Origin of the sequence: Mucilaginibacter sp. UYP27, assembly GCF_040547175.1 — a bacterium.
Taxonomy (GTDB): domain Bacteria; phylum Bacteroidota; class Bacteroidia; order Sphingobacteriales; family Sphingobacteriaceae; genus Mucilaginibacter.
On the sequence record NZ_JBEPPE010000012.1, the window covers coordinates 46784 to 73303 of the forward strand.

Annotated in this window: 21 protein-coding genes; 14 read left to right on the top strand and 7 right to left on the bottom strand. The window is 43.7% G+C overall.

The features are described 5' to 3' along the window. Positions 1–4 precede the first annotated feature (4 nt). Complete coding sequence (locus tag ABIB39_RS21025) at positions 5–1870, top strand: ABC transporter ATP-binding protein (RefSeq protein ID WP_502916212.1); 1866 nt, start codon at positions 5–7, stop codon at positions 1868–1870. 1 nt (position 1871) lies between these two features. Here ABIB39_RS21025 and ABIB39_RS21030 read toward each other — a convergent pair whose 3' ends face one another. Beyond that, entirely contained in the window at positions 1872–2123 is a 252-nt protein-coding gene (locus ABIB39_RS21030) for a hypothetical protein (RefSeq protein ID WP_354432152.1), read from the bottom strand. Positions 2124–2460: 337 nt separating this feature from the next. Here ABIB39_RS21030 and ABIB39_RS21035 point away from each other — a divergent pair, with 337 nt between their 5' ends. From ABIB39_RS21035 to ABIB39_RS21060, 6 genes are all read left to right on the top strand, one after another. Beyond that, positions 2461–3339 carry a cell division protein FtsX gene (locus tag ABIB39_RS21035; RefSeq protein WP_354432153.1) on the top strand — a complete coding sequence of 293 codons (879 nt, stop codon included), beginning with the start codon at positions 2461–2463 and terminating at the stop codon, positions 3337–3339. Between the two features lie 69 nt (positions 3340–3408). After that, positions 3409–3669, top strand: a complete 261-nt coding sequence (locus ABIB39_RS21040) for a DUF3098 domain-containing protein (protein ID WP_354432154.1) — start codon at positions 3409–3411, stop codon at positions 3667–3669. Further along, complete coding sequence (locus tag ABIB39_RS21045) at positions 3669–4463, top strand: undecaprenyl-diphosphate phosphatase (protein WP_354432155.1); 795 nt, start codon at positions 3669–3671, stop codon at positions 4461–4463. The genes ABIB39_RS21040 and ABIB39_RS21045 overlap by 1 nt, the downstream gene beginning before the upstream one ends. A gap of 10 nt (positions 4464–4473) precedes the next feature. Next, positions 4474–5199, top strand: a complete 726-nt coding sequence (gene truB / locus ABIB39_RS21050) for a tRNA pseudouridine(55) synthase TruB (protein ID WP_354432156.1) — start codon at positions 4474–4476, stop codon at positions 5197–5199. A 59-nt stretch (positions 5200–5258) separates the two neighbouring features. Next, the gene (locus ABIB39_RS21055) at positions 5259–6209 is read left to right on the top strand and encodes a bifunctional riboflavin kinase/FAD synthetase (RefSeq protein WP_354432157.1); all 951 of its coding nucleotides are present in this window, start codon (positions 5259–5261) and stop codon (positions 6207–6209) included. A gap of 160 nt (positions 6210–6369) precedes the next feature. Next, complete coding sequence (locus ABIB39_RS21060; protein WP_354432158.1) at positions 6370–7431, top strand: DUF2157 domain-containing protein; 1062 nt, start codon at positions 6370–6372, stop codon at positions 7429–7431. 317 nt (positions 7432–7748) lie between these two features. Here ABIB39_RS21060 and ABIB39_RS21065 read toward each other — a convergent pair whose 3' ends face one another. Then, complete coding sequence (locus ABIB39_RS21065) at positions 7749–8375, bottom strand: LysE family translocator (protein WP_354432159.1); 627 nt, start codon at positions 8373–8375, stop codon at positions 7749–7751. 495 nt (positions 8376–8870) lie between these two features. On the opposite strand from ABIB39_RS21065, the gene ABIB39_RS21070 reads away from it, so the two are divergent. From ABIB39_RS21070 to ABIB39_RS21095, 6 genes are all read left to right on the top strand, one after another. Further along, positions 8871–9797, top strand: coding sequence for a cobalamin-binding protein (locus ABIB39_RS21070; protein ID WP_354432160.1), 927 nt, complete (start codon positions 8871–8873; stop codon positions 9795–9797). A gap of 71 nt (positions 9798–9868) precedes the next feature. After that, entirely contained in the window at positions 9869–12418 is a 2550-nt protein-coding gene (locus ABIB39_RS21075; RefSeq protein WP_354432161.1) for a family 20 glycosylhydrolase, read from the top strand. A 273-nt stretch (positions 12419–12691) separates the two neighbouring features. Continuing rightward, complete coding sequence (locus tag ABIB39_RS21080; protein ID WP_354432162.1) at positions 12692–12892, top strand: hypothetical protein; 201 nt, start codon at positions 12692–12694, stop codon at positions 12890–12892. 206 nt (positions 12893–13098) lie between these two features. Continuing rightward, positions 13099–13860, top strand: a complete 762-nt coding sequence (gene nth / locus ABIB39_RS21085) for an endonuclease III (protein WP_354432163.1) — start codon at positions 13099–13101, stop codon at positions 13858–13860. 169 nt (positions 13861–14029) lie between these two features. Beyond that, entirely contained in the window at positions 14030–15037 is a 1008-nt protein-coding gene (recA, locus tag ABIB39_RS21090) for a recombinase RecA (RefSeq protein WP_354432164.1), read from the top strand. A gap of 152 nt (positions 15038–15189) precedes the next feature. After that, positions 15190–17226: an IPT/TIG domain-containing protein gene (locus tag ABIB39_RS21095; protein WP_354432165.1), complete on the top strand. Its 2037-nt coding sequence runs from the start codon at positions 15190–15192 to the stop codon at positions 17224–17226. Between the two features lie 83 nt (positions 17227–17309). Here ABIB39_RS21095 and ABIB39_RS21100 read toward each other — a convergent pair whose 3' ends face one another. Together ABIB39_RS21100 and tsaD are read right to left on the bottom strand one after the other, a co-directional pair. Then, entirely contained in the window at positions 17310–17480 is a 171-nt protein-coding gene (locus tag ABIB39_RS21100; protein WP_322230910.1) for a hypothetical protein, read from the bottom strand. Between the two features lie 85 nt (positions 17481–17565). Further along, a complete protein-coding gene (gene tsaD / locus ABIB39_RS21105) occupies positions 17566–18567 on the bottom strand; it encodes a tRNA (adenosine(37)-N6)-threonylcarbamoyltransferase complex transferase subunit TsaD (protein ID WP_354432166.1) in 1002 nt (333 codons plus the stop codon). 188 nt (positions 18568–18755) lie between these two features. Between tsaD and ABIB39_RS21110 the strand changes: the two genes are divergently transcribed. Continuing rightward, a complete protein-coding gene (locus ABIB39_RS21110) occupies positions 18756–23219 on the top strand; it encodes a translocation/assembly module TamB domain-containing protein (protein WP_354432167.1) in 4464 nt (1487 codons plus the stop codon). A 3-nt stretch (positions 23220–23222) separates the two neighbouring features. Here ABIB39_RS21110 and ABIB39_RS21115 read toward each other — a convergent pair whose 3' ends face one another. The 3 genes from ABIB39_RS21115 to ABIB39_RS21125 all read right to left on the bottom strand — a co-directional run bounded on the left by ABIB39_RS21115 (position 23223) and on the right by ABIB39_RS21125 (position 26417). Next, positions 23223–24428, bottom strand: coding sequence for a bifunctional 3,4-dihydroxy-2-butanone-4-phosphate synthase/GTP cyclohydrolase II (locus ABIB39_RS21115; protein ID WP_354432168.1), 1206 nt, complete (start codon positions 24426–24428; stop codon positions 23223–23225). Between the two features lie 94 nt (positions 24429–24522). Further along, positions 24523–25941: an LptF/LptG family permease gene (locus ABIB39_RS21120; RefSeq protein ID WP_354432169.1), complete on the bottom strand. Its 1419-nt coding sequence runs from the start codon at positions 25939–25941 to the stop codon at positions 24523–24525. 95 nt (positions 25942–26036) lie between these two features. Further along, positions 26037–26417, bottom strand: coding sequence for an START-like domain-containing protein (locus ABIB39_RS21125; RefSeq protein WP_354432170.1), 381 nt, complete (start codon positions 26415–26417; stop codon positions 26037–26039). Between the last annotated feature and the right edge of the window lie 103 nt (positions 26418–26520).

A 26520-nucleotide genomic window follows, 5' to 3' on the forward strand; every position in this document is an offset into this window, starting at 1 on the left:
ATTTATGAGTAAAGAAGAAAATAAAAAAGATACTTCAAAAGCTCCCCCTTCAGGGGGCGGGGGGGCGAGCGTTACAGGCAAAGCGCTCGACTGGAAGCTGCTGGGCCGGGTTATGCATTATGTGAAGCCGTACAACCGCACTTTTGTAATAGCTACTTTCCTTACTATATTTTTGGCCGCTATTGCCTTGGTGCAGCCCATATTGATACAACGGACACTTGATGTAAATATATTGGGTAACGATTACAACGGGCTGGTTTTTATGGTCGGGCTGATGATAGCGCAGTTGCTTGTGCAAACCGTAGCCCAGTATTATCAAACCTATCTAACTAACGGGCTCGGCCAATCCGTAATTCGCGACTTGCGGAAGGATGTTTTTAACCACATCACCAGCCTGCGTCTAAAATATTTCGACCGTACACCAATCGGGATGCTTATCACCCGTACGGTATCTGATCTGGAGACTATCGCAGATATATTTTCTGAGGGGTTGATCTCCATTATGGGCGATATGCTGCTGTTAATAGCCGTTATAGGTTACATGATGTGGCAAGACTGGAAACTGGCGTTGATCACCCTGATACCGATGCCTTTACTTTTTGCATCCACATATGTGTTTAAAGAAGCCATCAAATCATCTTTTCAGGAAGTGCGTACGCAGGTGGCGCAGCTGAATACCTTTTTGGCAGAGCACATCAGCGGCATCAGCATCATCCAATACTTTGCCCGCGAGGAGCAGGAGATGCGCAAATTCCGCTCGGTGAACGAGAAGTACCGCGATGCTAACATCCGGTCTAACTGGTACTATTCTATCTTTTTTCCTGTAGTAGAGATCTTGTTTGCGATATGTATTGCCCTGCTGGTTTGGTACGGCTGTAAACGCATCCTGAACGATCAGCAAATGCACGCGCTGTCAGCTTCGCCAAATGGGATCACTCCGGGTGTAATTACCGGATTTATTGTGTTGCTAAACATGCTGTTTCGCCCCATACGCCAGCTGGCCGATAAATTTAACACCCTGCAAATGGGAATGGTAGGTGCCGACAGGATCTTTAAAGTGTTAGATACCGACGAGGTTGCTACCGATGATGGAAAACTTGCCCCGGCCATTTTGCATGGCGAGATAGAATTTGATAACGTTTGGTTTGCCTATAACGATGAGAATTGGGTGTTGAAAGACATTAACTTCCACATAAAGCCCGGCGAAACGCTGGCTTTAGTGGGTGCTACCGGCGCGGGTAAATCATCTACCATTAACATCCTTAATCGCTTTTACGATATAGGCAAAGGCGAGGTAAAGGTAGATGGGCACGACATCCGCGAATATAAAGTTGATTATCTGCTATCAAAAATCGCCACGGTTATACAGGATGTATTTTTATTTACAGATACGATCGGCAACAATATCAGCCTGAATAATCCCAACATTACAAGAGAAGAGATCATCGCGGCGGCAAAAGATGTTGGCGCGCACGATTTTATTGAGCGCCTGCCCGGCGGCTACGATTATAATGTGATGGAACGTGGTGCCACGCTATCCGCAGGGCAGGCACAACTGATTTCGTTCATCCGTGCGCTGGTTTATAACCCGGCTATTTTGGTGCTGGATGAGGCCACCTCATCCGTAGATACCGAAACGGAATTGCTGATACAAAGTGCCATTAATAAGCTGATGCAGGGCCGTACGGCTATCGTTATAGCCCACCGTTTATCAACCATCCAAAATGCCGACAAGATCATCGTGCTTGACCATGGCGAGATCAAAGAGATGGGTACCCACCAGGAATTACTACGGATAGACAACGGTTATTACCGCAAACTATACGACCTGCAATTTAATTCGGCAGGTATAGCCAAACCACAGAAATAGTTTATTTAGATTCTAAACGGCGGTTATCATCATCAGATGCATCGGGCTGGTTTTCTTTGGGAGGACTTTTTACCGGGTTAACGGGCTGCTCTTCCTTCTCATATTTTTTAGCCACATTTTCTTGCGCGGGTTCATCGGCATTGTACTGCTTGTCCTCGTTTTTTACAACGCTTTTGTGCCCGTTATCGGCAGGCCTTTCAGTCGGGGTGTCAGATGGTGACGGTTTATCGTGGTCGTTTGCTGGAGTTGTCATGGGTTGATAACAGGTGAAAGTTAGATTTGTTGACCGCTGATTTAATTGTTTGGTATAATTGCGGCGATTTTTACCTGTAATTCATTGCCATCGGCTTTAGCCGAGGGGTCCTTCAAATGAAAGTCAGGCTTTAGCCAAAAAAATCACGTAAGTTTTGGCTAAAGCCAAGCCCTGATTATTTACGATCCGCCCCATAAATGGGACAGTAATGAAAAAAGAATCAGCGCAATCATATAATCAATAGGACCTGCCTTCCGTTAATTATTGTTAATTATCCGCTATAAACTTTTACCTTTAGGGCAGGTTTGTTAATTTCGCAAATTATCTACAACAACGCATGGAAGAATTTGAAGCAAGCGCATCGGCAAAAAAAACAAAAACGATATACATATCTACCGTTTTTGGGATTGCCATGGTTTTATTGATGATAGGGTTGCTGGGGTTAATATTGGTACACGCCAATAACCTGTCGCGCTACGTTAAGGAGAACATTGTGCTGAATATATTTATGGATGATTCGGCCCACGAAACAGATGTGCTGCAACTGCAAAAACAACTGGACGGCAACCCCATGGTAAAGCAAACCGCGTACGTAAGTAAAGAACTTGCCGCGCGTAACCTGCAAAAGGACCTTGGCGAAGATTTTGTAAAATTTCTTGGTTACAACCCCCTGTCGCAATCGCTTGATATTTACCTGAAGGCCGATTACGCCAATAACGCCGGCATAGAAAAATTTAAAGCCGAGCTGCTTAAAAACAAACTGGTTAAAGAGGTGAAATACCAGCAATCACTGGTAGACCAGATGAACGCTAACTTAACATCGATCAGCTTAATTATACTGGCGTTCGCGGGCATCTTCATTATCCTTTCGGTAGCATTGATAAACAACACCATCAGGCTGGCGATCTATTCGCAACGTTTTCTGATCAAATCTATGCAGTTGGTAGGGGCTACAAAAGGGTTTATTCGAAAGCCGTTTTTGCTTTACGGTGTTTGGCATGGTTTGCTTGGCGCGTTAATATCTATTGTGATATTGATAGGGACTTTATTTGTAGCCAACAAGCAGATCCCCGATCTGGTTATCCTGCAAAGCCCTACCGAGTTTGGTATGGTGTTTTTAGGTATCGTGATACTCGGCATATTTATATCGGCCTTTAGTACGTTCCTGGCGGTTAATAAATTTTTACGCTTAAAAATATACGACCTGTACAGGTAGTTTATAATATAGATCGATCAAATCCTGATAGCTATCAGGACACTAATTCAACATTCATCAATTAAAAATATGGCACTGCAACAAACAAAAACAGCTGCAAGCAAAACACAGGCCCCGGTAACGGAAGTTACGCCTGCTCAATTTATATTTAGCAAAGACAACTACATGTGGCTCATCATCAGCGTAGCTGTGGTAGCCTTTGGTTTTGTGTTAATGAGCGGCACTACGGATATTTACAGCACCACCAAAATTGTAATTGCACCCATTGTAGTGCTGGCAGGTTTTGGCCTTGGTTTTTACGCTATCCTTAAAAAGCCAAGCATTAAGTAATGAATATCATCCACGTAATTGTCCTTGCCATTATTGAGGGCATCACCGAGTTTTTACCTATCTCATCTACCGGGCATATGATCATTGCCTCATCGGTAATGGGAATCCAAAGCGACGATTTTGTTAAGTTGTTTACAGTTGCTATCCAGTTAGGAGCTATCCTTTCGGTAGTGGTGTTGTACTTTAAACGGTTCTTTCAATCGCTCAATTTTTACTATAAGCTTTTTGTAGCATTTATACCTGCTGCTGTCTTTGGTTTACTGTTCAGTAAAAAGATTGACGCTTTGATGGAAAGCGCTTTAACAGTTGGTATAACCCTATTTATCGGTGGCGTTATTTTGCTTTTTGTAGATAAGTGGTTTAACAAGCCAACTATTACGGAAGAAAAAGAGATCAGCTATTTAACCGCGTTGAAGATCGGTTTCTTCCAGTGTTTATCGATGATACCGGGCACGTCGCGCTCTGCTGCTACCATTGTTGGTGGTATGAGCCAAAAGCTAAGCCGCAAGGCCGCTGCCGAGTTCTCTTTCTTTTTAGCAGTGCCAACGATGTTTGCCGCAACGGCGAAAAAGCTGTACGATTTTTACAAAGACGGCCACGTATTTACCGGCGAAGAAATTAAGCTTTTGGCTGTAGGTAACGTCATCGCATTTATAGTAGCCCTGTTGGCTATCAAAACATTCATCACATTTTTAGAGCGCCGCGGCTTCCAGCTATTTGGATGGTACCGTATTTTGGTAGGCGGGGTAATAATTATCCTATACCTAAGCGGGCATAATTTACAGGTGATATAACCTTTAGGTATTGAGTACTTCCTTCCAATCCATACAAGACTTTGCCGACGGGCAACTCCTCCTCATCAATAAACCCTTAGAATGGACAAGCTTTGATGTGGTGGGCAAATTGCGCAACTCTTTTAAGCCCTTAAAACTTAAGGTAGGCCACGCCGGCACACTTGACCCTTTGGCTACCGGGTTGCTTATCATCTGCACCGGTAAAATGACCAAGCAGATAGACACCTTCCAGGCCGAGGAGAAAGAATACACAGGTACCATGGTGCTTGGTGCAACCACCCCAACGTATGACCTGGAGAGCGAACCTGAAGCGAAATTTGAAACCAGTCACCTTACCGATAATCAGATAAAAGCCGCTTGCGCTCAATTCACCGGCGATATCCAGCAATATCCACCGGCCCACTCTGCCATAAAGATCGATGGCGAACGTCTGTACGAAAAGGCCCGCCGCGGCGAAGAGGTGGAATTGCGACTTCGTAACGTCACCATCTCCGAATTTGAAATAACCCGCATCGAACTACCCGAGGTTGATTTCCGTGTGGTATGCAGCAAAGGTACCTACATCCGCTCGTTGGTGAACGATTTTGGTAAGGCGCTTGATAATGGCGCATACATGTCGGCATTAAGGCGTACACGCAGCGGGAACTATAAGGTTGAAGATGCACATGAGATATTGGAGTTGGTAGATACTATCAGGGAGTTGAAAGCGTCTGAACAAGGAAACCCCGCTTTGTAAATTTTACACTTCAACAAGCAAAAAGCTGCTTAGTCCTTTTACCTTTGTGCAGCTACACGATGAAGATATATAATCATATTGATGAATTTACGCCTGTTAAAAATGCCGTGGTTACCATTGGTACTTTTGATGGTGTGCACATTGGGCACCGTAAAATTATATCGCGCATAAAAGAACTGGCTGCCGTTACCGGTGGCGAAACGGTTATCCTGACGTTCTTCCCGCACCCCAGGATGATCCTGCACCCCGAGGACGAAAGCATCAAACTTATCAATACGATAAACGAAAAGGCCGAACTGCTGGAACAATTAGGCGTCGATCATTTAATTATTACCCCATTCTCCAGAGATTTTTCTAACCAAACTGCCGAAGGCTACATCCGTGATGTGCTGGTGAACAAAATAGGTACTAAAACTATCGTGATAGGGTACGACCACCGATTTGGAAAGGACAGGCAGGGCGGCTTGCAGGACCTGCTTACCCTTGCCCCGCAATACGATTTTGAGGTGGTAGAGATTCCCGAGCAGGATATAAACGATGTTGCCATCAGTTCTACCCGTATCCGTAAGGCCTTGCTGGATAACGATATAAATATTGCTAACGAGTGCCTTGGTTACCCGTTTTTTATCACAGGCAAGGTTATCCGTGGCGACCAGTTAGGCCGCGAGTTGGGTTACCCTACAGCCAACTTGCTTATCGAAGAGAGTTATAAACTGATCCCTGCCGATGGCATTTTTGCCGTGAAAGTTAAGGTGGCAGGTAAAGAATATACGGGTATGGCCTATATCGGGCACCGCCCAACCGTTAACGGGATGACGAGGAATATTGAAGTAAATATTTTCGATTTTAAAGAAGAGATCTACAACCAGCGGATCAGGATGGAGTTTTTACACTTTTTGCGCGGCGATGTAAAGTTCGAATCACTGGATCAATTGGTTGTGCAGTTGGGCAAGGATAAAGAAGATGTACAAGCCCTTTTAATTATCGACGGTCCGCAGTTTAATACATAGCCAATTGTTAGTTCATTGCCGTCCCATTTATGGGGCGGGTTTTAAATGATTATTTCCCGGCTTTAGCCAAATCATACCGGTATTTCTTGGTGCGATATACAATTTTACTAAATCTTCATATTAATTAATGTAATTAGCCTAAATTAGTATCTGTAAACCTATGGCTAAACTAAATATCGACCGGCAGGAAAGTGAGTTTTTGAACGATACCATCACGCATTGGCAAAAACACAACTTAGTAGACGCCACCCAGGCCGAAAAACTCCGCACCTCTTACGAGGTAAAAGGGTTCGACTGGATGCGTTTGGCTAAGTACAGCATTTGGGTTGCCCTGTTCTGTGGTGCCATAGCCATCGGGTCATTAATTGTGGATGATGCCGTTCTCGTCTGGATCAAAACCTTATACGATACCCCCGATATTGTCATCAGTGTTTTATCCGGAGTAGCAGCCGCAGGCTTGTTTTTGATAGGCCGTAAACGCGAAAAACAATACCCCGAAAAAGTTTTCAGTAACGAGGCCACGATATTTTTAGGCGTATTTTTCACGGCCAGCTGCATAGCCTACCTCGGTAAAACGTTTGATAACGGCTCTGGGCATTATTCCATTTTATTCCTGGTATCAGTGTTTATATATGGCGTTTTGGCCTCCCGGATGCGCTCGAGGCTCATCTGGCTATTCGCGTTGGTATCTCTGGGCAGCTGGTTTGGTACAGAAACGGGGTATCAAACCAATTGGGCATTGTATTTTTTGGGAATGAACTACCCGCTGCGTTTTGTGTTATTCGGGTTACTGGCGGTAGGCGCATGCCACCTGCTTAAAGGCAAAAAATGGTTTGCTTACTTCTGGGAACTCACCTATGTAGTGGGCATGCTGTACCTGTTTATGTCTCTTTGGTTGCTGAGTATCTTTGGCAATTACGGCAGTATGGAGGTTTGGTGGCAGATAAAACAGATCAGCCTTTTCTACTGGGGCATCATTTCGGCTGTAGTAGCGGGGGCATTCCTGCTTTACGGGTTAAAATACAAAGACGAGATAGCCCGCGAGTTTGGCATCACCTTCCTCATCATATTCCTGTACACCAAATACTTCGAATACTTTTGGGATGGTACGAACAAAACGCTGTTCTTCTCCATCTTGGCGTTGTCGTTTTGGCTCATCGGCCGCAAGGCAGAAAAGATCTGGAATATCAACACCGCCAAACCGCAGGTAGCCGAAGAATAGCCGCCCAAATAAACAAGGTGTCCCATTTTTTATTACACACAGTAATTTAAAAATGAAACTCTTTGATAATCAACAGGTAACAAATTATCCATTTTCATCTTACCTCAATCATTTCTTTAAATAAAATAAAGAATATTCTGTAAATTAATACCTTAAACGATTTTGCGCTGCTATCCCATTCACCAAAAAACGGTACAGAGTGGGACACCATGAGACAACCCTAATAATTGCAAATTTTTCATAATAAAAACCCCGGAAAACGACCTGCGATAGGTTCGGTTTGATTATTTAAGCATACTTCGGGGCCATTAAAAGTTTTAACGGTGTTTAAAATAAACCAGGTAGATCTGCTTAAAAATATGGTACGCCGCAAACGAAAAAAACAAAATCGAGATAGCGATATCCACGGCTTTAGTGCTCAGCTCAAACTTTTTCTGTAAAAATTTAGCAAACCTGGCATATAGGTACAGCGCGATAAATGCCCCCGCTGCCGATCCGATACTAAAAATAACCAACGCGATGGGGCCATCTTCTATCCACTGGTGTGTGATCAGGTACGTGCCCGTCACCATCCAAAAGGGGATCTGCATGGGGTTCAGGAAACCCAACAAAATGCCATATTTGATGCTGGCGTGGTTACTGTAAGTAGTCTTTGGTGGCTTGTTACGGTTAAGCCAGGTAATGGTGCCCAGCGTACCGAAAAGCACCACCATTACCCAGTCAATAATGGTATCCAGCTTAACCTCTTCAGATAACCATTTAGCCCCCTGCATCACCGCGTAGGTAAAAAAGAACTCAATACAACTAAAGGCTATAATAAACTGCAGCGCCTGTTTCATGCCGCGGTTTATGGTGATCTGCATTAAAGTAAGGTTGATGTTACCGGGGGGTATGTAGCCAATAAAGTTGGCTATTATCCCGATAAAGAAGGTTAGGAATATCATTGCGGTAAAGATAATATTTAAGAGGATAATTGCAGCAGGCAGTCGACGACGCTTTTAGATAAAATTGCGGGTTAATTCTTCATTAGGAATGGCGGTTTCAAATCACCAGGTCTGTGATTGTTCATTTCTTTTCTGTCGCAAAAAAGAAACGGAACCAAAGAAAAAACACGCGGCTGTACCTCGTCGCTATTAAAGGGTGTAGTAAGGCAGAGCCTGTGCTACCCGCAACGCGCTAAGGCCGCATTAGGAGATCTTACGTTCAGTTCGTCAGGCTCAGATGAACCGGGACTAAACATCGATCTATTCGATTGGTGGGATTTCTTTTTTTCTTTCCCCTGTCAGACAAAATAGCTTTGTCCGAAATTGGGCAGAACGATTGTTGGTAACAGGCTACACCAGAAATCCATTTTCTATCCGTTTCTATAATTTGCATATTTGCACCATAAAGCTGTGTGTTTATGCAAACTGCAAACCACACACTGCAAACTGAAAATTATGTCTGCTCATAAAATAGTTTCGTTATTACCCGCCGCTACCGAGATAATTTGCGCATTAGGATTAGAAAGCAGCCTGGTGGGCCGCTCGCATGAGTGCGATTACCCGGAGAGTGTAAAAAGCCTGCCTGTATGCTCTGAAGCAAACTTTCCCGATGGTTTAAGCAGTGCCGATATTGATGTAAAGGTGAAAGAGATCTTAGCTGATGCATTATCGGTTTATACCGTTAAGCGCGAGGTGATCAAGCAACTATCGCCTGATGTAGTAATCACCCAGGCGCAGTGCGAAGTTTGCGCGGTATCGTTGCCCGAAGTAGAGCAGGCGTTGGAAAACTATTTAGATAAACAGGCGCGGATCATTTCCCTGCAACCCAACAGCCTGGATGATATTTTTGCAGATATTAAAACAGTAGCCGATGCCCTTAATGTAACAGAAGCCGGCGAACGGTTATTGGAAGACCTTACCGAGCGTGTCGACATCATCCGCCATAAGCTGAAGTTTATGGAAAACAAGCCAACCGTTGCCTGTGTGGAATGGCTGGAACCCATGATGGTATCCGGTAACTGGATCCCCGAATTAGTGCAAATTGCGGGGGGCACACCCATATTGGCGCAAGCCGGCAAGCATTCGCCCTATGTAAGTTGGGGTGACATACGTGAAAGCGACCCCGAAATTATCGTGCTGATGCCTTGCGGCTTTTCTATCGAGCGCACCATGCGCGAGATCAATATCCTGTTAGAGCAACCCGGCTTCGCCGACTTGAAAGCGGTGAAAAATAACCGAGTTTATATTGCTGATGGCAACCAGTACTTTAACCGGCCCGGCCCACGGGTGGTAGACTCAGTAGAGATCCTGGCCGAGATCATCCATCCCAAACAATTCGCGTTTGGATACGAAGGTGAAGGTTGGATCAAATTCGCACTTTAAAAAATATTTTAAAAAGTATTTATACATCTTAAAATCATTATATTTACGGTTACAAACCTAAATATAAACTGATGCGCCGTTTCCTGACCCTATTGTTGTTTGTTGCAGTAAGCACTGTGAACGTAATGGCCAGTGCGCCAATATTTGATATAAAAGCCCTGCACCTAAGCTGGGAAGTTGTAGATAACAATTATAAGAACAAACCCGAGGCGCTTACGTCGTTAGTTATCACCAACAAGGGGAAACAAACCCTGCCTGCGGGTGGCTGGAAGATCTATTTTAACTCGTCGCGTAATTTTATTGCGGATGCGTTGAGCGGTAACGCCAAAATAGTACAGGCCAATGGCGACTTATACAGCATCACCCCAAACGAAAAATTTAAGGAAGTAAGGCCCGGTGAAAGTATCCGGATAGATTATATCTGCGAGGCCGTGGTGGTAAACTTTACCGATGCCATTGAAGGCCCGTACTTTGTTTGGGATGGCGAACCAACCAAAGGCTATCTGCCCGGCGAATTTACCGTTAAACCATTTGACCCGACTTACCCGGGATTAATTACACCGGAGATATTGTACAACCAAAACAAGATCGTAAAGGATGTACCGGCATCGCAACTGCAAAAAATTATTCCCACGCCGGTGAGTTATACCGAGAATACAGGCAGCTTTATCATCACCAATGGCGTCGCTATAGTTAGCGACCCGCTCTTTGCCAAAGAGAAGGGCAATTTTATTGCCGATATCGAAAAGCTTTTAGGCAGTAAATTAAAAGGGACATCAAAAGATAAAAAGATCATCTTTAAAAAGGACGCAAGCTTAGGTGCCGAGGCGTACACGCTTAGCGTTACGCCCAATGACATAACTATCTCGGCATCAACCACGGCAGGTTTATTCTACGGTATTCAGTCGCTTAAAACCGCTATATCTGCCTCGCCATGGATGAAAGCGCAGGCCAGCATTCCTGTGCCTTGTGTGAATGTTAAGGACGAACCGCGTTTCCCGTACCGAGCCGTAATGCTGGATGTAGCGCGTAATTTTCAAAGCAAACAACAGGTGCTAAAACTCATTAGCCTGATGGGCGTGTACAAGCTGAACACCCTGCACATGCACCTAACCGATGATGAGGGCTGGAGGATAGAGATCCCATCGTTACCGGAGCTGACAGCCGTTGGTTCTAAACGCGGCCATACGTTAGATAGTAAAGGCTTCCTGCCCGCCTCGCATGGTTCAGGCCCCGATTTTACAAATACTTCCGGCAGTGGGTTTTATACCAAAGCCGACTATATCGAAATTTTAAAATATGCTACCGACCGCCACATTACCGTATTGCCAGAGATAGAGACCCCCGGCCACGCACGTGCCTCTATCAAAGCGATGGATGCCCGCTACGACCGCCTGATGGCTGCCGGCGATAAGGCAGGTGCCGAACGCAATTTGCTGCGCGATGTAAATGATAAATCCGAATACCGCTCGGTACAATACTGGAACGATAATGTGATAGATGTATCGATGCCATCAACCTATAACTACATCGAAACCGTAGTTGGCGACCTGGTGAATATGTACAAAGAAGCCGGTGCAGCATTGCCTGCCATCCACTTTGGTGGCGACGAAGTGCCGCCGCATGTATGGGAAAAATCGCCGTCGTATTTAGCATTAAAGGCAAGCAACCCCGACATCCAAAATACCGGCGACCTGTGGTATTACTTTTACGGCAGGGTGAACGAGATCCTGAAGAAACGCAACATCCGCCTGGCGGGATGGGAAGAAATGGCCCTGCGCAAAACGCTGGTAGACGGGCAAAACACCTATGTGCCTAACCCGCAATTTGCGGGCGAGAAGATGCAGGTTGATGTTTGGAACAATGTACTTGGCGACGGGCAGGAAGACCTGGCCTATAAACTGGCAAATGGTGGTTATAAAACGGTGCTTACCTGTGTAACTAACCTATACTTTGATATGGCCAACTACAAATCATTTGATGAGCCCGGCTATTACTGGGGCGCGTTTTTGGGCATCGATAAGTTCTTCTCGTTTATCCCTTACGATTACTTTAAAAATGCCGACGTAGATAAGAATGGCCTGCCCATAAACCGCAATATTTTTATAGGCAAACAACGCTTAACCGATTATGGTAAAACAAACATTATAGGCCTGCAAGGCGCGCTTTGGGCCGAAACGGTGAAATCGCCGGAGCGGATGGATTACATGATCTTCCCTAAGCTAATAGGTTTGGCAGAACGCGCCTGGGCTAAAGACCCGGCATGGGCTACCGAGCGCGATACCACTAAAGCCCGCGAAATGTACAACGCCGATTGGAGCAAATTCCTGAACATATTGGGTAAACGCGAATTACCACGCTTAGCATACTACAACGGCGGCTACAATTTCCGCATCCCAAAACCGGGAGTAATTGTAGAGGATGGCAAATTCAAAAGCAATATCCAGTTCCCCGGTATGGTTATCCGTTACACCACCAACGGTAAAGAGCCGGATGCCAACAGCCCCCTTTACGAAAACCCTATCCCTGCAAATGGCATCATCAAGTTCCGCGCGTTTGATGCCAAAGGCCGCGGCGGCAACGTAGCCGAAGCGCAGAATAAACAAGCACCGGTGATGTAATTAGTCCATAGACAAAATATAATAATATTGTTACAAAAGCCGCCCTGTATGGGGTGGCTTTTTTTGTTAGGTTCACAACAATATACAACAACCTCCTATCGTTTAAAAGTCGAATTTCTTGTGAAATTTTAGTTGAATAAGTTAATATTCTTAATTGTACCTTATGGCTTCAGTTAAATATTAACCCTCGAAAGAAATTTCATTTAATTTTCATCTTTATAAAATATTAATAAATAATTCTCGTTACTTTTATAATTAAACAATCAACAGCTTATGGGTGAAACCTTTACTTCAATTTTTAATGCGGTCACTAACAAAGCGCAGGTGAAACAGTCAGAGGTAGTAAATGAAAATCTGGAAGCGGACGATATGATATTTTATCATTCACTCCGTGCTGATTTGGACCTTCTTAAAAAGAAGCCAAAACTGCAGACGATCCACTACATCCTCGATTATTCAAAAAGCCATCGCTAAGTAGTACTACGCCAACGCACTGGTTCATAGATCATTCCAGCTGGGTATAACACCCATTGGTTTGATTTATGAACCTTTCTATTTTTTACGAACGTTCATTTGTTCACTGGTTGATTAGTTTATTGGTGGATAGTTTAATAATTTTGTCTTAATTGGTGATGCGTTTTAGGCAAGTACCAATGAACAATTGATCAAGTGAACTAAACATGCTTAAAGCCGACCGCTACCACCATTTTGTAGAATACTTTTCCAAAAATCAGCCTGAAGCCGAAACTGAACTGCATTATAATAGCCCATACGAGTTGTTAGTAGCCGTGATCCTATCGGCACAATGCACCGATAAGCGCATTAATCAAATTACCCCTGCCCTTTTCAAACGTTTCCCCAATGCCGAAGCACTGGCAGCGTCTGATGCAGACGAGATCTTCACCTACATCCGCAGCGTTAGTTATCCAAACAATAAGGCCAAACACCTGGCAGGTATGGGTAAAATGCTGGTTGGGAAGTTTAATGGGATAGTACCATCCGGCTTAGATGAGTTGCAGCAAATGCCGGGGGTTGGGCGCAAAACCGCCAATGTAATCGCATCGGTGGTGTTTGATGCGCCGGCTATAGCGGTAGATACGCACGTATTTAGGGTATCAAACCGCATCGGCTTAACCACACGGGCTACCACCCCGCTGGCGGTAGAAAAGCAGCTGGTACAATACCTGCCACAAAACACACTGGCAATTGCCCACCACTGGCTAATATTGCATGGCCGTTATATATGCGTGGCACGTTCGCCCAAATGCGAGATCTGCCCACTTACCTGGTTCTGCAAATATTACGAACAGCAAAACACAGAGACCGCCTTATTAAAAGCCGAAGCTGCAAATATCCGTAAAACCAAAGAAGCCAAAAAGAGAAAGACCTTAAACGCTATAAGTAAAGAACTTGCCAAACGCAGTGTTGATAAAGATATTTGATTGGTACGGCAGCGATAGGTAAGTTTACGTCAGGCGAAATGGCACGTAATCCGGAATTTTCAGAAGGATTTTAAGCTATTTTAAGTTCAAGATCAATAAATAAAAAATAATTACTAAAAATATTAGTAATTATAAAAAATGTATTATATTTGTTTCACAATAATTTAAGATGAGCAACGCAGATAAATTAAAGGCATTACAGCTAACGTTAGATAAGCTGGAAAAATCATACGGTAAAGGTACCATCATGAAGTTGGGCGACTCCGTTATTGAACCTACAGAAACTATATCAACCGGTTCTTTGGGCCTTGATATCGCTTTAGGTGTAGGCGGTTTACCAAAAGGCAGGGTTATAGAGATCTATGGCCCGGAATCGTCAGGTAAAACAACATTAGCGATACATGCCATAGCCGAATCCCAAAAGAAAGGTGGCATAGCAGCATTTATTGATGCTGAGCACGCTTTCGACCGTTTTTACGCCAAAAAGCTTGGTGTAGATGTAGAGAACCTTTTAATATCACAACCGGATAACGGCGAGCAGGCTTTGGAAATTGCCGATAACCTTATCCGCTCAGGTGCTATTGATATATTAGTTATCGACTCTGTTGCGGCATTGGTGCCCAAGGCGGAGATCGAAGGTGAAATGGGCGATTCTAAAATGGGTTTACACGCCCGTTTAATGTCTCAGGCTTTGCGTAAACTAACAGGTACCATCAGCAAAACCGGATGCTGCTGTATCTTCATTAACCAGTTGCGCGATAAAATCGGTGTAATGTTCGGTAACCCCGAAACTACTACGGGTGGTAACGCGTTGAAATTCTACGCATCGGTACGTTTGGATGTGCGCCGTATCTCTCAAATTAAAGATACCGACGAGGTATCGGGTAACCGTGTTAAGGTGAAGATCGTTAAAAATAAAGTCGCACCGCCTTTCCGTATTGCCGAGTTCGACATTATGTTTGGAGAGGGTATTTCTAAAGCAGGCGAGATCATCGATTTGGGTGTAGAGTACAATATCATTAAAAAAGCAGGTTCGTGGTTTAGCTATGGCGAAACCCGTTTAGGCCAGGGCCGCGATGCAGTTAAACAATTGATACTGGACAACCCTGAACTGATGGAAGAACTGGAAGCAAAAATCAAAGCAACCGTTACCGGCGAAAGTTTAGCAGAAGTTTAAGATTAAGCTTTTCACAGAATATATTAAAGCCTCCCAATGGGAGGCTTTTTTGTTGCTTGTGTTTTTTACGCAGTTTAATATACCACATATGCGGTATATGGCTAACCATTTAATTGGCAGACATTTAAGGACACTTAATCTCCTGCCCGATCATGAAAGCACAATTACAAAAAATACTAAAAAGAACATCTGTAATGATGTTCCTGTTACTTACAATAGTAAGCTCTTGTAAAAAAGAGACAACCATTAAACCCACGCCAATTACCCCGGTAAACGTTACCCCAAAAGCAGAGGGTAAAATTGATGGGAAAGATTTCGCCATTAAAGAGAATGGCATTAAGTCGACCCTGTACACAACCAGCGGCGACGGCGTTAAGTCTCTGGAAACATCTGCAACGCTGGATGCCGACGGCAATAAACTCACCTTCTTCTTAGATGACCTAAAGAACGGTTCCATCGCCCTAACAAAAAAAGCAGGCACATCATTAAATCCGGGCACTAAAACTATTAAATTAAATGCCGGTACAAGCCAAACGTATGTGCAGTATTATAATAGTGGCAATTCTTATTATGCGTTATCAGGCTCAATCACTATAACCATTACTGATACCTACATCACCGTTAAATGGGATATCAAATTTAAAACGGCGGATGGCCGTGAATTTAGTTCGGCAGGTGAGTTTACAATCACTTTTGCATCGGTGATAACCAAACCAAAATCGGAAGTAAAAGACCCAACCCCGGTAGCCGATAAACCTACCATAGAAAACATTGCCCCTGCTAAAGGCCGCGTTGGCGACACCATTTCCATCACCGGTGTAAATTACAGCACTACACCCGCTGATGATATTGTTCAGTTTAATGGCACCAAAGCCGAAGTTATATCTGCAACCGCAACCAAGTTAACGGTTAAAGCGCCCGTTGCAGGTACCACTGGTGCCGTAACCGTAAAAGTAAAAAACAGCGAAGTTGCTAACGGCCCTACATTTACCTACATACAAGCTGCAACACTGGCAAGCTTTAGCCCTACCTCGGGTAAAGTTGGCGATACCGTTACGATCACGGGAACAAATTATAGCACAGCCCTAACAGATAATGTAGTAAAATTTAGCGGCCCTGCAGGCTTACTGGTTGGTGCTAATGTAATAGCAGCTACGGCAACACAAATAAAAGCTGTTGTGCCACAAAGCGCGGCAACGGGCAAATTAAATCTTACGGTAAATAAAGGGACGGCATTAACAAGTACAGGTACGTTTACGGTAACTGTACCACAAGTACCTACCAATAACTGGACGCAGGTAGATTTTACAGTTACCCAACAAACCGGTATGATATCGGCAGCCACCGGAAGCAAGGTATTATTTAGTAGCGGCAAAACAGGCCGGTATTTATATTACAGCAACAACAAGGGGCTAAGCTTCACCAATATATTTGCAAGCCTCCCTTTGGTGCAGGACACCTTAAAGGTTAACTCGCTGGTAGCAGACGGCATCCACTTTTACATTGCCACAAACCTGGGTATTATAAAAACGGATGGCACAGCTTTTACCAAGTTAACTGTAAACCCAAATTTGCCAAACGTAGGCTTTTCAAACATAGTTGCAAGCGACAACAAAATATATCTCTTATCGGGAACAAGCTACTACACATCGGTAAATGGCGGCGCAAACTGGCAAAAAAAGATAGCGACATTGGGAGGAGCAGCGATGCTTAGCAATATGACGAGCGATAGCAATGGCAAATACTTTTACGCCATAGACCCAACTTCTTCAAAGTTCTACAGATCTACCAGCCAGGGCGAAACTTGGCTGGTTACCCCTGCCAGCACCGGTACCTACTTTTTACTCGAGGGCTTTAAAAACATACTGCTATCGCCAGCCTACACCTATGCGATATTTAGTACCAGCGCGCAAATTACTGACAACCATCTATATCAATCACGCGGCCAGGGCGATGTGTTTACAAAAGTTAGCGACGAGCAGGTGAATGTAATAAGATCATGGGGAGATAATGTAGCTTATGCAGGCACAAGTTTCAATTTGTCGAATAATGTAGGGCAATCATTCACCAAATACGCGGTACCACAAGGTTACACCGTAACCGGGATAGAACGGGTAGAGAACACCTATTTCATATTTGCTAACCAGGGCAACAATACTGGTACAAAAATATTCAAAAGGGATTTCTGATGTTATAAAAACCAGTTAGAATTTTTTAAGTGTTTTTCTCGATAGCCCCACTGCAATGTTGGGGCTATCATTTTAGCCAGAGTTTACTTACCGCCTGTTTTCCAGTACATATAAGCGATACAGCCCACAACCATAATGGCCAATACGATAAGGCCGGTAATGCCTTTACGCTTATCCTGGCGCATCAGCCAAACTAAAAAAGCAACAAGCGGCAGCACAAAAACCGCCCAAAATATAAGTGAAGGAATGTTCATAGTAAATAGTTCATGGTTAATAGTTATGGAGAATAGTTAACAAAATGGTGCAGCTATAACTATGAACCATCAACTATAATCCAACCTACATCGGCATCCTTGCCAGCGGGGCTATCTCTTGCCCGGCAAATTCGCCTTTTAAATATTTATGGTAACCGGCAATAGCAATCATGGCCGCGTTATCGGTACAGTATTCAAATTTTGGTATAAAAACGTTCCACCCCTTTTCAGCACCCATTTTGGTGAGGCTTTCACGTAAGCCCGTATTGGCAGATACCCCACCCGCTAACGCTATGTCTTTAATATTATAGTCAGCGGCGGCGCGCTTTAATTTATTCAGCAGGATAGTAGCAATACGTTTTTCTACCGATGCGCAAATATCATTAAGGTTCTCTTGTATAAAGTTTGGGTTAGCAGCTACGTTATCCCTAATGAAATATAGGATAGCAGTTTTAACTCCGCTAAAGCTAAAATCAAAGCCGGGGATCTGCGGCTCGGGGAATTTGTAGGCATCCGGGTTACCGGTACGGGCATGCTTATCTATCAACGGGCCACCGGGATATGGCAGGCCAAGTATCTTGCTTGTTTTATCCATCGCCTCGCCGGCTGCGTCATCCAGTGTCTGGCCAATTACCTCCATATCAAAATAGTCTTTCACCAAAACTATTTGGGTATGCCCGCCCGATACGGTGAGGCAAAGGAACGGGAATGAAGGCTTTTTATCGGCAATAAAATGCGCGAGGATATGGGCCTGCATGTGGTTAATATCAATCAGCGGCAGGTTTTTAGCAAGCGCAAATGCCTTAGCAAATGAAACACCTACTAAAAGTGACCCTAAAAGGCCCGGTCCGCGTGTAAAAGCTACTGCATCAATATCATTTTTGCTTACTTTTGCGTTTAATAATGCTTGTTGAACGGCAGGAACAATATTTTGCTGATGAACCCTTGAGGCAAGCTCAGGGACAACACCTCCGTAAAGTTCATGAATGGTTTGATTAGCAATAACATTGCTCAGGATCTGCCCATCCACACAAACAGATGCAGAGGTTTCATCACAAGAAGATTCGATAGCTAATATTACAGGCACGTTATATAATTATGGATTTACCGAATTTGTGAATTAGTGATTGATTTTAGGCAAACTATCCTTGATTACAATTGTATAGGGATGGTGGAGAATTCGCTAAATCAATAATTCACTAAATCACAAATTAATTAAAGGGCAAAGTTATTAAAAAAGTACTCAAAATAGCGTTAAGCATTGTATTGATAATTTTGTTACTGATAAGCATTACGTTATTGCTATTTCAGTACAAGCCGGTACAAACATGGGCCGCAAAAAAGGCTACTGCTTACCTGTCTAAAGAACTCAACACCAAAGTTGATATAAAAAGCCTTTACATTAAACCATTCTCGTCGGTTGTTTTAGAAGGTTTATACATACTGGATAAACAACAGGACACGCTTTTAAGCACACCAAAATTAGCGGTGGAGTTAAGTGGTTTCTCCTTATTGAACAGCATCAAACAAAAAAAGATCAATTTCGCCTCCATCCAATTGGACAGCGGGGCGTTCTATCTAAAAAAATTAAAAGACAGCACCACCAACCTTAAGTTTGTGCTGGATTACTTTAACTCGGGCGATACCACAAAAACCAAAAGTAAACCGTGGACGCTCACCTTCGATAAGATCGCCGTTAATAACTTCCATTTTAAATATAAGAACAGCCTGCGAAACGAACTGGTTAAAGGGGTAAACTTTAATGATATTGATGTGCGTAATTTTAGCACTATTATCCGCAATATGGACCTGCGAAACCATCTTTTTAAGGCACGTGTCGGCGGTTTAACGCTAAAAGAAAAGAGCGGCTTTTTTGTTAGAAATTTCAACTCGAATGCCACGATAGATACCAACCAGGTATTGCTGCAAAATTTAAACATCCAAACGGCAAACTCAAACGTGCGCAATTTCTTCAGGATGAAGTTTAAATCGTTTAGCGATTTTGACGATTTTGAGAATAAGGTAAATTTAGATGCCGATTTTAAAACTTCGCACCTCTCATCAAAAGATATCGCCTATTTTACCAGTACGCTGGATAAAACCACTTTTGAACTGGGCATTGACGGCCGCGTACGTGGTTTGGTTAATAACCTTAAAACCAAAGGCGTAACTATAACTGCCGCCCAGGCAACATTTATTAAAGGCGATTTTAACCTCACAGGATTGCCGGACTGGAACAACACCTTCCTGCAATTAAAATTTGACCAGATCGCCACTAATAAAAAAGACCTGGATTATTTATACCAGCATTTTACCGGCAAACCAAACGCCAAAGTACCCGCCATTGTTGGCAAGTTTGGCAACGTAAATTTTACGGGCAGGTTTACCGGTGTGCAAAACGATTTTGTGGCTTTTGGAACTTTTAAGACAAAATTGGGCCGTTTTGACCCTGATATTAACCTAAAAATTAACAAAGCGGGCGTACCAAGCTATAGTGGGAAGGTAACCACCAGCAACTTCGACCTGGGTACTTTATTAGATAACAAGACCATTGGCCGCACCACACTATCGGCAAACGTAACCGGCCGTGGCGACGAGCTTAAAAACCTGGCTGCACGCGGCGATGCAAAAGTTGCCTCGTTCCAATTTAAGGGCTACACCTATAACAATATTGTAACCAGTGGCACATTCAATCACAAAACGGCAGCAGGTAAGCTATCCATAAAAGATAAAAACCTGCAGCTTGCCCTTGTCGGCAGTGTTAACCTTAACCCCAAACTGCCTATATTTGACTTTAAAGGAAACGTAACTAACGCGAAACTGCGCCAGCTAAAACTTCTGAAAGATACCATTACACTCAGCACCGATTTGAATACAAACTTCTCGGGCAATAACCTGGATAACCTGGATGGCAGCATCCTGCTAACCAAGATCAGGATAGTAAACCCACGTAATAATTACGTGGTAGATACCGTGGCGCTAACCGCAAATGGCAAAGGTGATGCAAGGGTTATATCCCTAAAATCCGACCTTGCCGATGGTAGTATTAAAGGCAGTTACGATTTGGCTACACTACCCTCTTATTTTAAAACCATCGCCAAAAAATATATCCCGTCGCTTAAAACGGAGATAACGCCCCCTAAGCCGCAAAACTTTGATTTTAACCTGACGATTAAGAACATTGATCCTTTCACAGCCATATTTATGCCCGAGCTTAAAATACCGGAGCAAGGCAGTTTTGTAGGTAAGTTTAATTCGGTGAATAAAACCGCTACGCTAAACGGATACATCAAAACCATTAAACTGGGTAAAATCGTATTCCACGATTTCATTATTGATGAAAGCACAACCGACGATTTCCTGGGGCTGAACGTTTCCCTAAACCGGGTGGACCTATCGGATAGCTTGTACATCAAAAATATTAACATTACCAACTTCCTGAAGCATGATAGCTTGAATTTTAACGTTAAGTTATCTGATAAGGATGCGGCCAACCAATTAGACCTTTACGGTTTGGTGGAGTTTGGGCGCGACACTACCGCCAAGTTGAAGATCCTGCCATCTGATGTGGTGCTGGAGCGTGAGAACTGGAAGATCCAGGACCAGGTACGCATCCGTTTACTGGATGGCAAAACCCAGGTATCGGGCTTCGAACTGTCTAACGGGGTGCAAAAGGTGAGGATAAATGGTTTCATATCTGACAACCCCGCGGATAAGCTGAAAGTACAATTCGAAAAGTTTAGCATGGCAACGCTTAATCAGCTTACCAAAACATCGGGCATAGTGCTTAAAGGTTCATTAAATGGTGATGTAACGCTTACATCTATCATTAAAAAGCCGGGCGTTGATGCCAACCTGGGGATAGACTCCTTAATGATGAACAAGACATTGGTAGGTGACGTTAAGATCGTTTCAAACCTTGATAACGACCGCGGGCTGGCCAATGTTAAGCTTAATATTACAAACAAAGGCTTGGAAACCATGAACATTGCCGGCGTATATACGCTTGGCAAGGAAACCGACGACAAGCTGGACTTTGATATAAAGATGGACCATACCGAGGCTATTATATTCGAGCCATTTATAAGAGACCTTGTATCTAACGTTAAAGGAGCCGTATCGGCCAACCTCAAACTTACGGGTCCGCCGTCTAAGCCGGCACTTAACGGAACAGTGTCATTAGATAATACGGGCATCACGGTAAATTACCTGAAAACGGCCTACACGGTAAATGATAAGCTAACGGTAGCCAACAGTATTGTCAAAATAGATAAGATGATATTGAAGGATATTCGCGGTGGCACAGGCGAAGCTAACGGGACTGTGGACCTGAACAATATCTCGAACCCTACGCTGGACATATCGCTGGAAGCCAAAAACTTAATGGCGCTAAATACAACTTTTAAGGATAATCACCTTTATTACGGTGTGGCCTATGGCAGTGGTACATTTAGTTTTACCGGCCCTATCGATAACATGAAGATCGATATAAAGGCAAGTACCGAAGCCGGTACCGTATTCAATATTCCGCTTAATACATCATCTACCGCGGCCGATTATGATTTTATCCGCTGGGTTGACCATAGCGACACTACCAAAAAAGTTATTGATAAAATTAAGGCTTTTAACGGAGTTACACTGAATTTCGATTTAACGATTGACGAACAAACTACCGTTAGGATAAGTACCGATTATGGCGTTTTAGAAGGTACCGGAACAGCTAAGAATTTACGCTTGAACATAAACAGCCTTGGCGATTTTGAGATGTTTGGCGACTTCGGAATCACATCGGGGAAGTTTGAATTTACCGCTAAGGATTTCATCAGTAAAAACTTTGTGGTTAACCAGGGCGGTACCATCCGCTGGACGGGCAACCCGTCAAACGCGGAAATTAATCTTAAAGCAGTGTATGAGGTGCGTACCAATATCGCACCACTTTATACAGCTGCCGGCCTGCAAGCACCCCAACCTAAACAGGTATTGGTACAAGCTGAGCTGATATTGACAAAGTCGCTCCTGCAACCAAATATCGATTTCAATTTTAACTTCCCGGTAGATCCATCTATTAAGGATGATTTGAACACCTATCTTGCCGATAATAATAACCGCAGCCAGCAGGCTCTAAGCATTATTGTAAGGCGAAGCTTTGCATCTGGCACGGGTAGTAACTTAACTAACCAGGTATTGGGTACGGCCGGCGAGGCTGTAAGCGAGTTTGCCTTTAATAAACTGAATAGCTTTATCTCTCAGTCCAACATCAAATATTTCGATTTAAATATACGTTCATTTAATGACGCGAGCGCATCTTTAAAATTCCTGAACGACAGGCTGATCATCAACGGCAGTTTGTACTCAAACAGCGGCACCAGCGATCTTTTTAACAACCGCCAGAGTTTGTTGAATACTGACTTTAGAACGCTGACAAAAGATTTTGAGATTCAGTACCTGATCCGTAAGGACGGTAACTTGAGGGGCCGTTACTCGTACCGTGCGCTGAACAGCACTACGCTGAACAGTATTAACGACCAGCTTGGCGTACAATATGTAAATGGAATCGGTTTGGTTTACCAACGCGATTTTGACACCTTTGGCGAATTTTTGAGGAACATTTTCAGGCAAAGCCGCCGCGATAGAGCGCCTGTAAGCCCCGCGCCCGTACCGGCAACTAATATATCAACACCAACACCTTCTAAATCATCAGACGATAGAAACAACGAGGATACAGAAGGCGACAATTAGTAATTAATGCTCGCGCATAATAGCGTGATCCATTTTATCGCGTTTGGTACGCAGGTAGGCTTCGTTATGTGGGTTTGATGCAATCTCTATCGGCAGGTTCTCAACCACTTCTAAACCGTAACCAATAAGGCCGGCACGTTTTTTAGGATTATTGGTAAGTAAACGCATTTTTGAGATACCCAGGCTACGCAAAATTTGCGCGCCGATACCGTAATCGCGCTGATCCATCTGGAAACCCAATTTGATGTTAGCCTCAACGGTGTCGAGCCCATTTTCCTGCAAATGGTATGCTTTTAGTTTATTTACCAGCCCAATGCCGCGGCCTTCCTGGTTCATGTAAACAATAACACCTTTACCCTCTTTGCTGATGATCTCCATAGCTTTGTGTAGCTGTGGCCCACAATCGCAACGGCACGACCCGAATATGTCACCGGTAACACAAGAGCTGTGTACGCGCACTAAAACAGGTTCGTTAGGCTCCCATTCCCCTTTAACAAGGGCAAGGTGATTTTCGCCGGTATCCAGTTGCGTGTAGGCTATCATATCAAAATCGCCCCACTCGGTAGGCATCTTTACAGATACCTCCTTGCGTACCATCGATTCGGTATTTAAGCGGTAAGCGATGAGGTCTTTTATAGAAACTATCTTAAGGTCTAATTCTTTGGCCATCACCAATAATTCGGGCAAACGGGCCATGTCGCCATCTTCCTTCATTATTTCGCAGATGACACCTGCAGGTTCGAACCCTGCTAAAACAGAAAGATCAATAGCGGCTTCGGTATGGCCCGAACGGCGCAGTACGCCACCGTCTTTAGCTATTAACGGAAATATATGCCCCGGTCTGCCTAAGTCGGCAGGTTTGGTGGCGGGGTCTATCAGCGCCAAAGTAGTTTTTGAACGGTCGGTAGCTGAAATACCTGTGGTACAACCATGGCCCAACAGATCAACCGATACGGTAAAATTAGTTTCGTGCGATGTTGTGTTACGGCTTACCATTGGCTCAAGCTCAAGCTGGTGCGCACGTTCTTTGGTTATAGGGGTACAAACCAAACCACGGCCATATTTAACCATAAAGTTGATGGTTTCGGGCGTTGCGTTGCGGGCTGCAGTTAAAAAGTCGCCCTCGTTTTCGCGGTCTTCATCATCAACCACAATAATGGTTTTGCCTGCTTTTATAGCTTCGATAGCTTCCGGTATAGTATTTAGCATTTTTAATTTTCTTTTGTAGGGGTCAGCTATGATAAAGCTGATGTTGTACAAATTTATACGATAATAAGTGGAATAAGGTCGGTATTTTGTAAAACTATACGGGCTTGGTTTTACGCAGCTTAAAGCGCTTAAAGAAACGCTTGTACAGGTCCATATCAAATATTGCCGAATCTGTTGCTGCTTTATAGCTTAAGAAAAGGCCTATGGGGAACAATACAATAATAGATACCCATGCGCCAACCAACGGCGACAGATCGCCCTCTTTGGCAGATTTTTCGCCAATAGTGCCGATGATGTAGTATATAAGGAAGAAGATAACAGATACCACCACGGGCAGCCCAAGGCCCCCTTTACGGATTATAGCCCCCAGTGGCGCCCCTATTAAAAACAAAACTATACATGCTGCGCCAAGGGTAAATTTCTTCTGATACTCCAGCACGTAACGGCGAATACCCCTGTTAGTATCTTTATGCATCTCGGCACGGTTCCTTAAAACATCCTGTATCTGGTGTACTTCACTTAAAGCGTTATTGAAGGCGCTAATTTTTTCGCTCTGTCCATTCATCTTAATGCTATCGGCCGGGAAAGCTTTCACTTTTGATTTTGCCGGCACCGTTGTATATTTCATATATGCTGATAACAGCGCATAATTTACTTTAACGTTGCTATCAAGAAGTGTTTTAGATGAGTCGACGTAATGCTGCAATTGCCTAAGGTTCATCATTTGCGATGCATTTCTGAACTCGCTTTGGTCGGTGCGGGTCATTTTGAAATCGGAAAGATCAAACTTGTATTCCGTTTCTCCAAACCTGAAACGCCTTAAACGCTGCCTTGGCATACTATTACCCTGGTCGCCCGGCTCCTCCTGGTACATTATACCATCTCTTAATTTTAATATCAGGAACAGGTCATCCTTAGAACGGTACATTAAACCCGATTTTGCGAAGGTAACGTCCAGGTTTGTTTCCAGCGTTCCTTTATGATATATCATGATATCGTGCAGCGTTTGTCCATCGGGATCTTTATGTTTTACCCGAATAGTGTATCCCGGGAAACGGTTACTAAAAATATTCTCGGGAAGCAGATCGGCAGATTTTTGTTTGCGGGCATCATATAGTAACGAGAAATATTTAAGATTAGCTATCGGCAACATGTAGTCCGAAAAAGCAAAAGCAGCGATACTAATCACCAAAACAACCACCATCATAGGGTACATGGCGCGGCGTAACGAGATACCTGCCGATTTGATAGCCACCAACTCGTAGTTTTCACCAAGGCTACCGTACGTCATGATGGATGAGAGAAGAACAGACAACGGTAATGCCATTGCCAGATTAGTGGCCGAGTTGTACATCATCAGTTCCAGGATGATATACCATTGGAAACCTTTACCAATAAGGTCATCGATGTACTTAAACAAAAATAACATCAGCAGTACAAACATCACTATTAATAAGGTTACTATAAAAGGCCTTATAAATGATTTAAGCAGTAACAGATGTATTTTTTTCATCAGGGCGTTTGTATACAGGGACAGAAACGTTTATGCGTGCAAATAATTGCATGCGGGTCAGTTTCGCTGATACAAAAATAGGGAAATAAAAGTGCTTAAGCGCCCAGGGTGCTTATGAGGTAATCGATCTGGTTATCCCATATCAGTTTACGTTCGGCAATGGTTTCTTCGGTGGCAAAATCAGTAATGCTTAGGGCAACATCATTCGTCAGTTCGTCCTGTATGATCTCCATTTCAAAATAGCATTGGGGTTCGTCGTCGAGCCATTTAAAACGTACCAGTTTATTCTCTTTGAGGGATACTAATTTGGCGTTTTGCTTCTCATCGTCCCATGTAAAGGTATAGATCTGGTCACGAACGCTCACATCATCTGCAAACCATTGGGTAAGGCCGTTTGCTTCGTTCAGGAAAGTGTATAGTATTCTGGGTGACGATTTTATCTCGTACTCAATATTAAATTTCTTCTTCTCGGACATAGGGGTCAATAGTTACAAAAATCAATCAGGGGGTAAAAGTTAACATTTTTTCTAAAGGAAGCGAATTTCTGCTATATTTGCAAACCTTTTTCGGAAGTATCAT

Coding starts and splice junctions, on each gene's coding strand:
- ABIB39_RS21060 (WP_354432158.1), top strand. CDS start 6,370: ATGGCTAAACTAAATATCGACCGGCAGGAAAGTGAGTTTTTGAACGAT.
- ABIB39_RS21100 (WP_322230910.1), bottom strand. CDS start 17,480: ATGAACATTCCTTCACTTATATTTTGGGCGGTTTTTGTGCTGCCGCTT.
- ABIB39_RS21035 (WP_354432153.1), top strand. CDS start 2,461: ATGGAAGAATTTGAAGCAAGCGCATCGGCAAAAAAAACAAAAACGATA.
- nth (WP_354432163.1), top strand. CDS start 13,099: ATGCTTAAAGCCGACCGCTACCACCATTTTGTAGAATACTTTTCCAAA.
- ABIB39_RS21045 (WP_354432155.1), top strand. CDS start 3,669: ATGAATATCATCCACGTAATTGTCCTTGCCATTATTGAGGGCATCACC.
- ABIB39_RS21070 (WP_354432160.1), top strand. CDS start 8,871: ATGTCTGCTCATAAAATAGTTTCGTTATTACCCGCCGCTACCGAGATA.
- ABIB39_RS21040 (WP_354432154.1), top strand. CDS start 3,409: ATGGCACTGCAACAAACAAAAACAGCTGCAAGCAAAACACAGGCCCCG.
- ABIB39_RS21095 (WP_354432165.1), top strand. CDS start 15,190: ATGAAAGCACAATTACAAAAAATACTAAAAAGAACATCTGTAATGATG.
- recA (WP_354432164.1), top strand. CDS start 14,030: ATGAGCAACGCAGATAAATTAAAGGCATTACAGCTAACGTTAGATAAG.
- ABIB39_RS21080 (WP_354432162.1), top strand. CDS start 12,692: ATGGGTGAAACCTTTACTTCAATTTTTAATGCGGTCACTAACAAAGCG.
- ABIB39_RS21025 (WP_502916212.1), top strand. CDS start 5: ATGAGTAAAGAAGAAAATAAAAAAGATACTTCAAAAGCTCCCCCTTCA.
- ABIB39_RS21115 (WP_354432168.1), bottom strand. CDS start 24,428: ATGCTAAATACTATACCGGAAGCTATCGAAGCTATAAAAGCAGGCAAA.
- ABIB39_RS21075 (WP_354432161.1), top strand. CDS start 9,869: ATGCGCCGTTTCCTGACCCTATTGTTGTTTGTTGCAGTAAGCACTGTG.
- ABIB39_RS21055 (WP_354432157.1), top strand. CDS start 5,259: ATGAAGATATATAATCATATTGATGAATTTACGCCTGTTAAAAATGCC.
- ABIB39_RS21125 (WP_354432170.1), bottom strand. CDS start 26,417: ATGTCCGAGAAGAAGAAATTTAATATTGAGTACGAGATAAAATCGTCA.
- ABIB39_RS21065 (WP_354432159.1), bottom strand. CDS start 8,375: ATGATATTCCTAACCTTCTTTATCGGGATAATAGCCAACTTTATTGGC.
- ABIB39_RS21120 (WP_354432169.1), bottom strand. CDS start 25,941: ATGAAAAAAATACATCTGTTACTGCTTAAATCATTTATAAGGCCTTTT.
- ABIB39_RS21030 (WP_354432152.1), bottom strand. CDS start 2,123: ATGACAACTCCAGCAAACGACCACGATAAACCGTCACCATCTGACACC.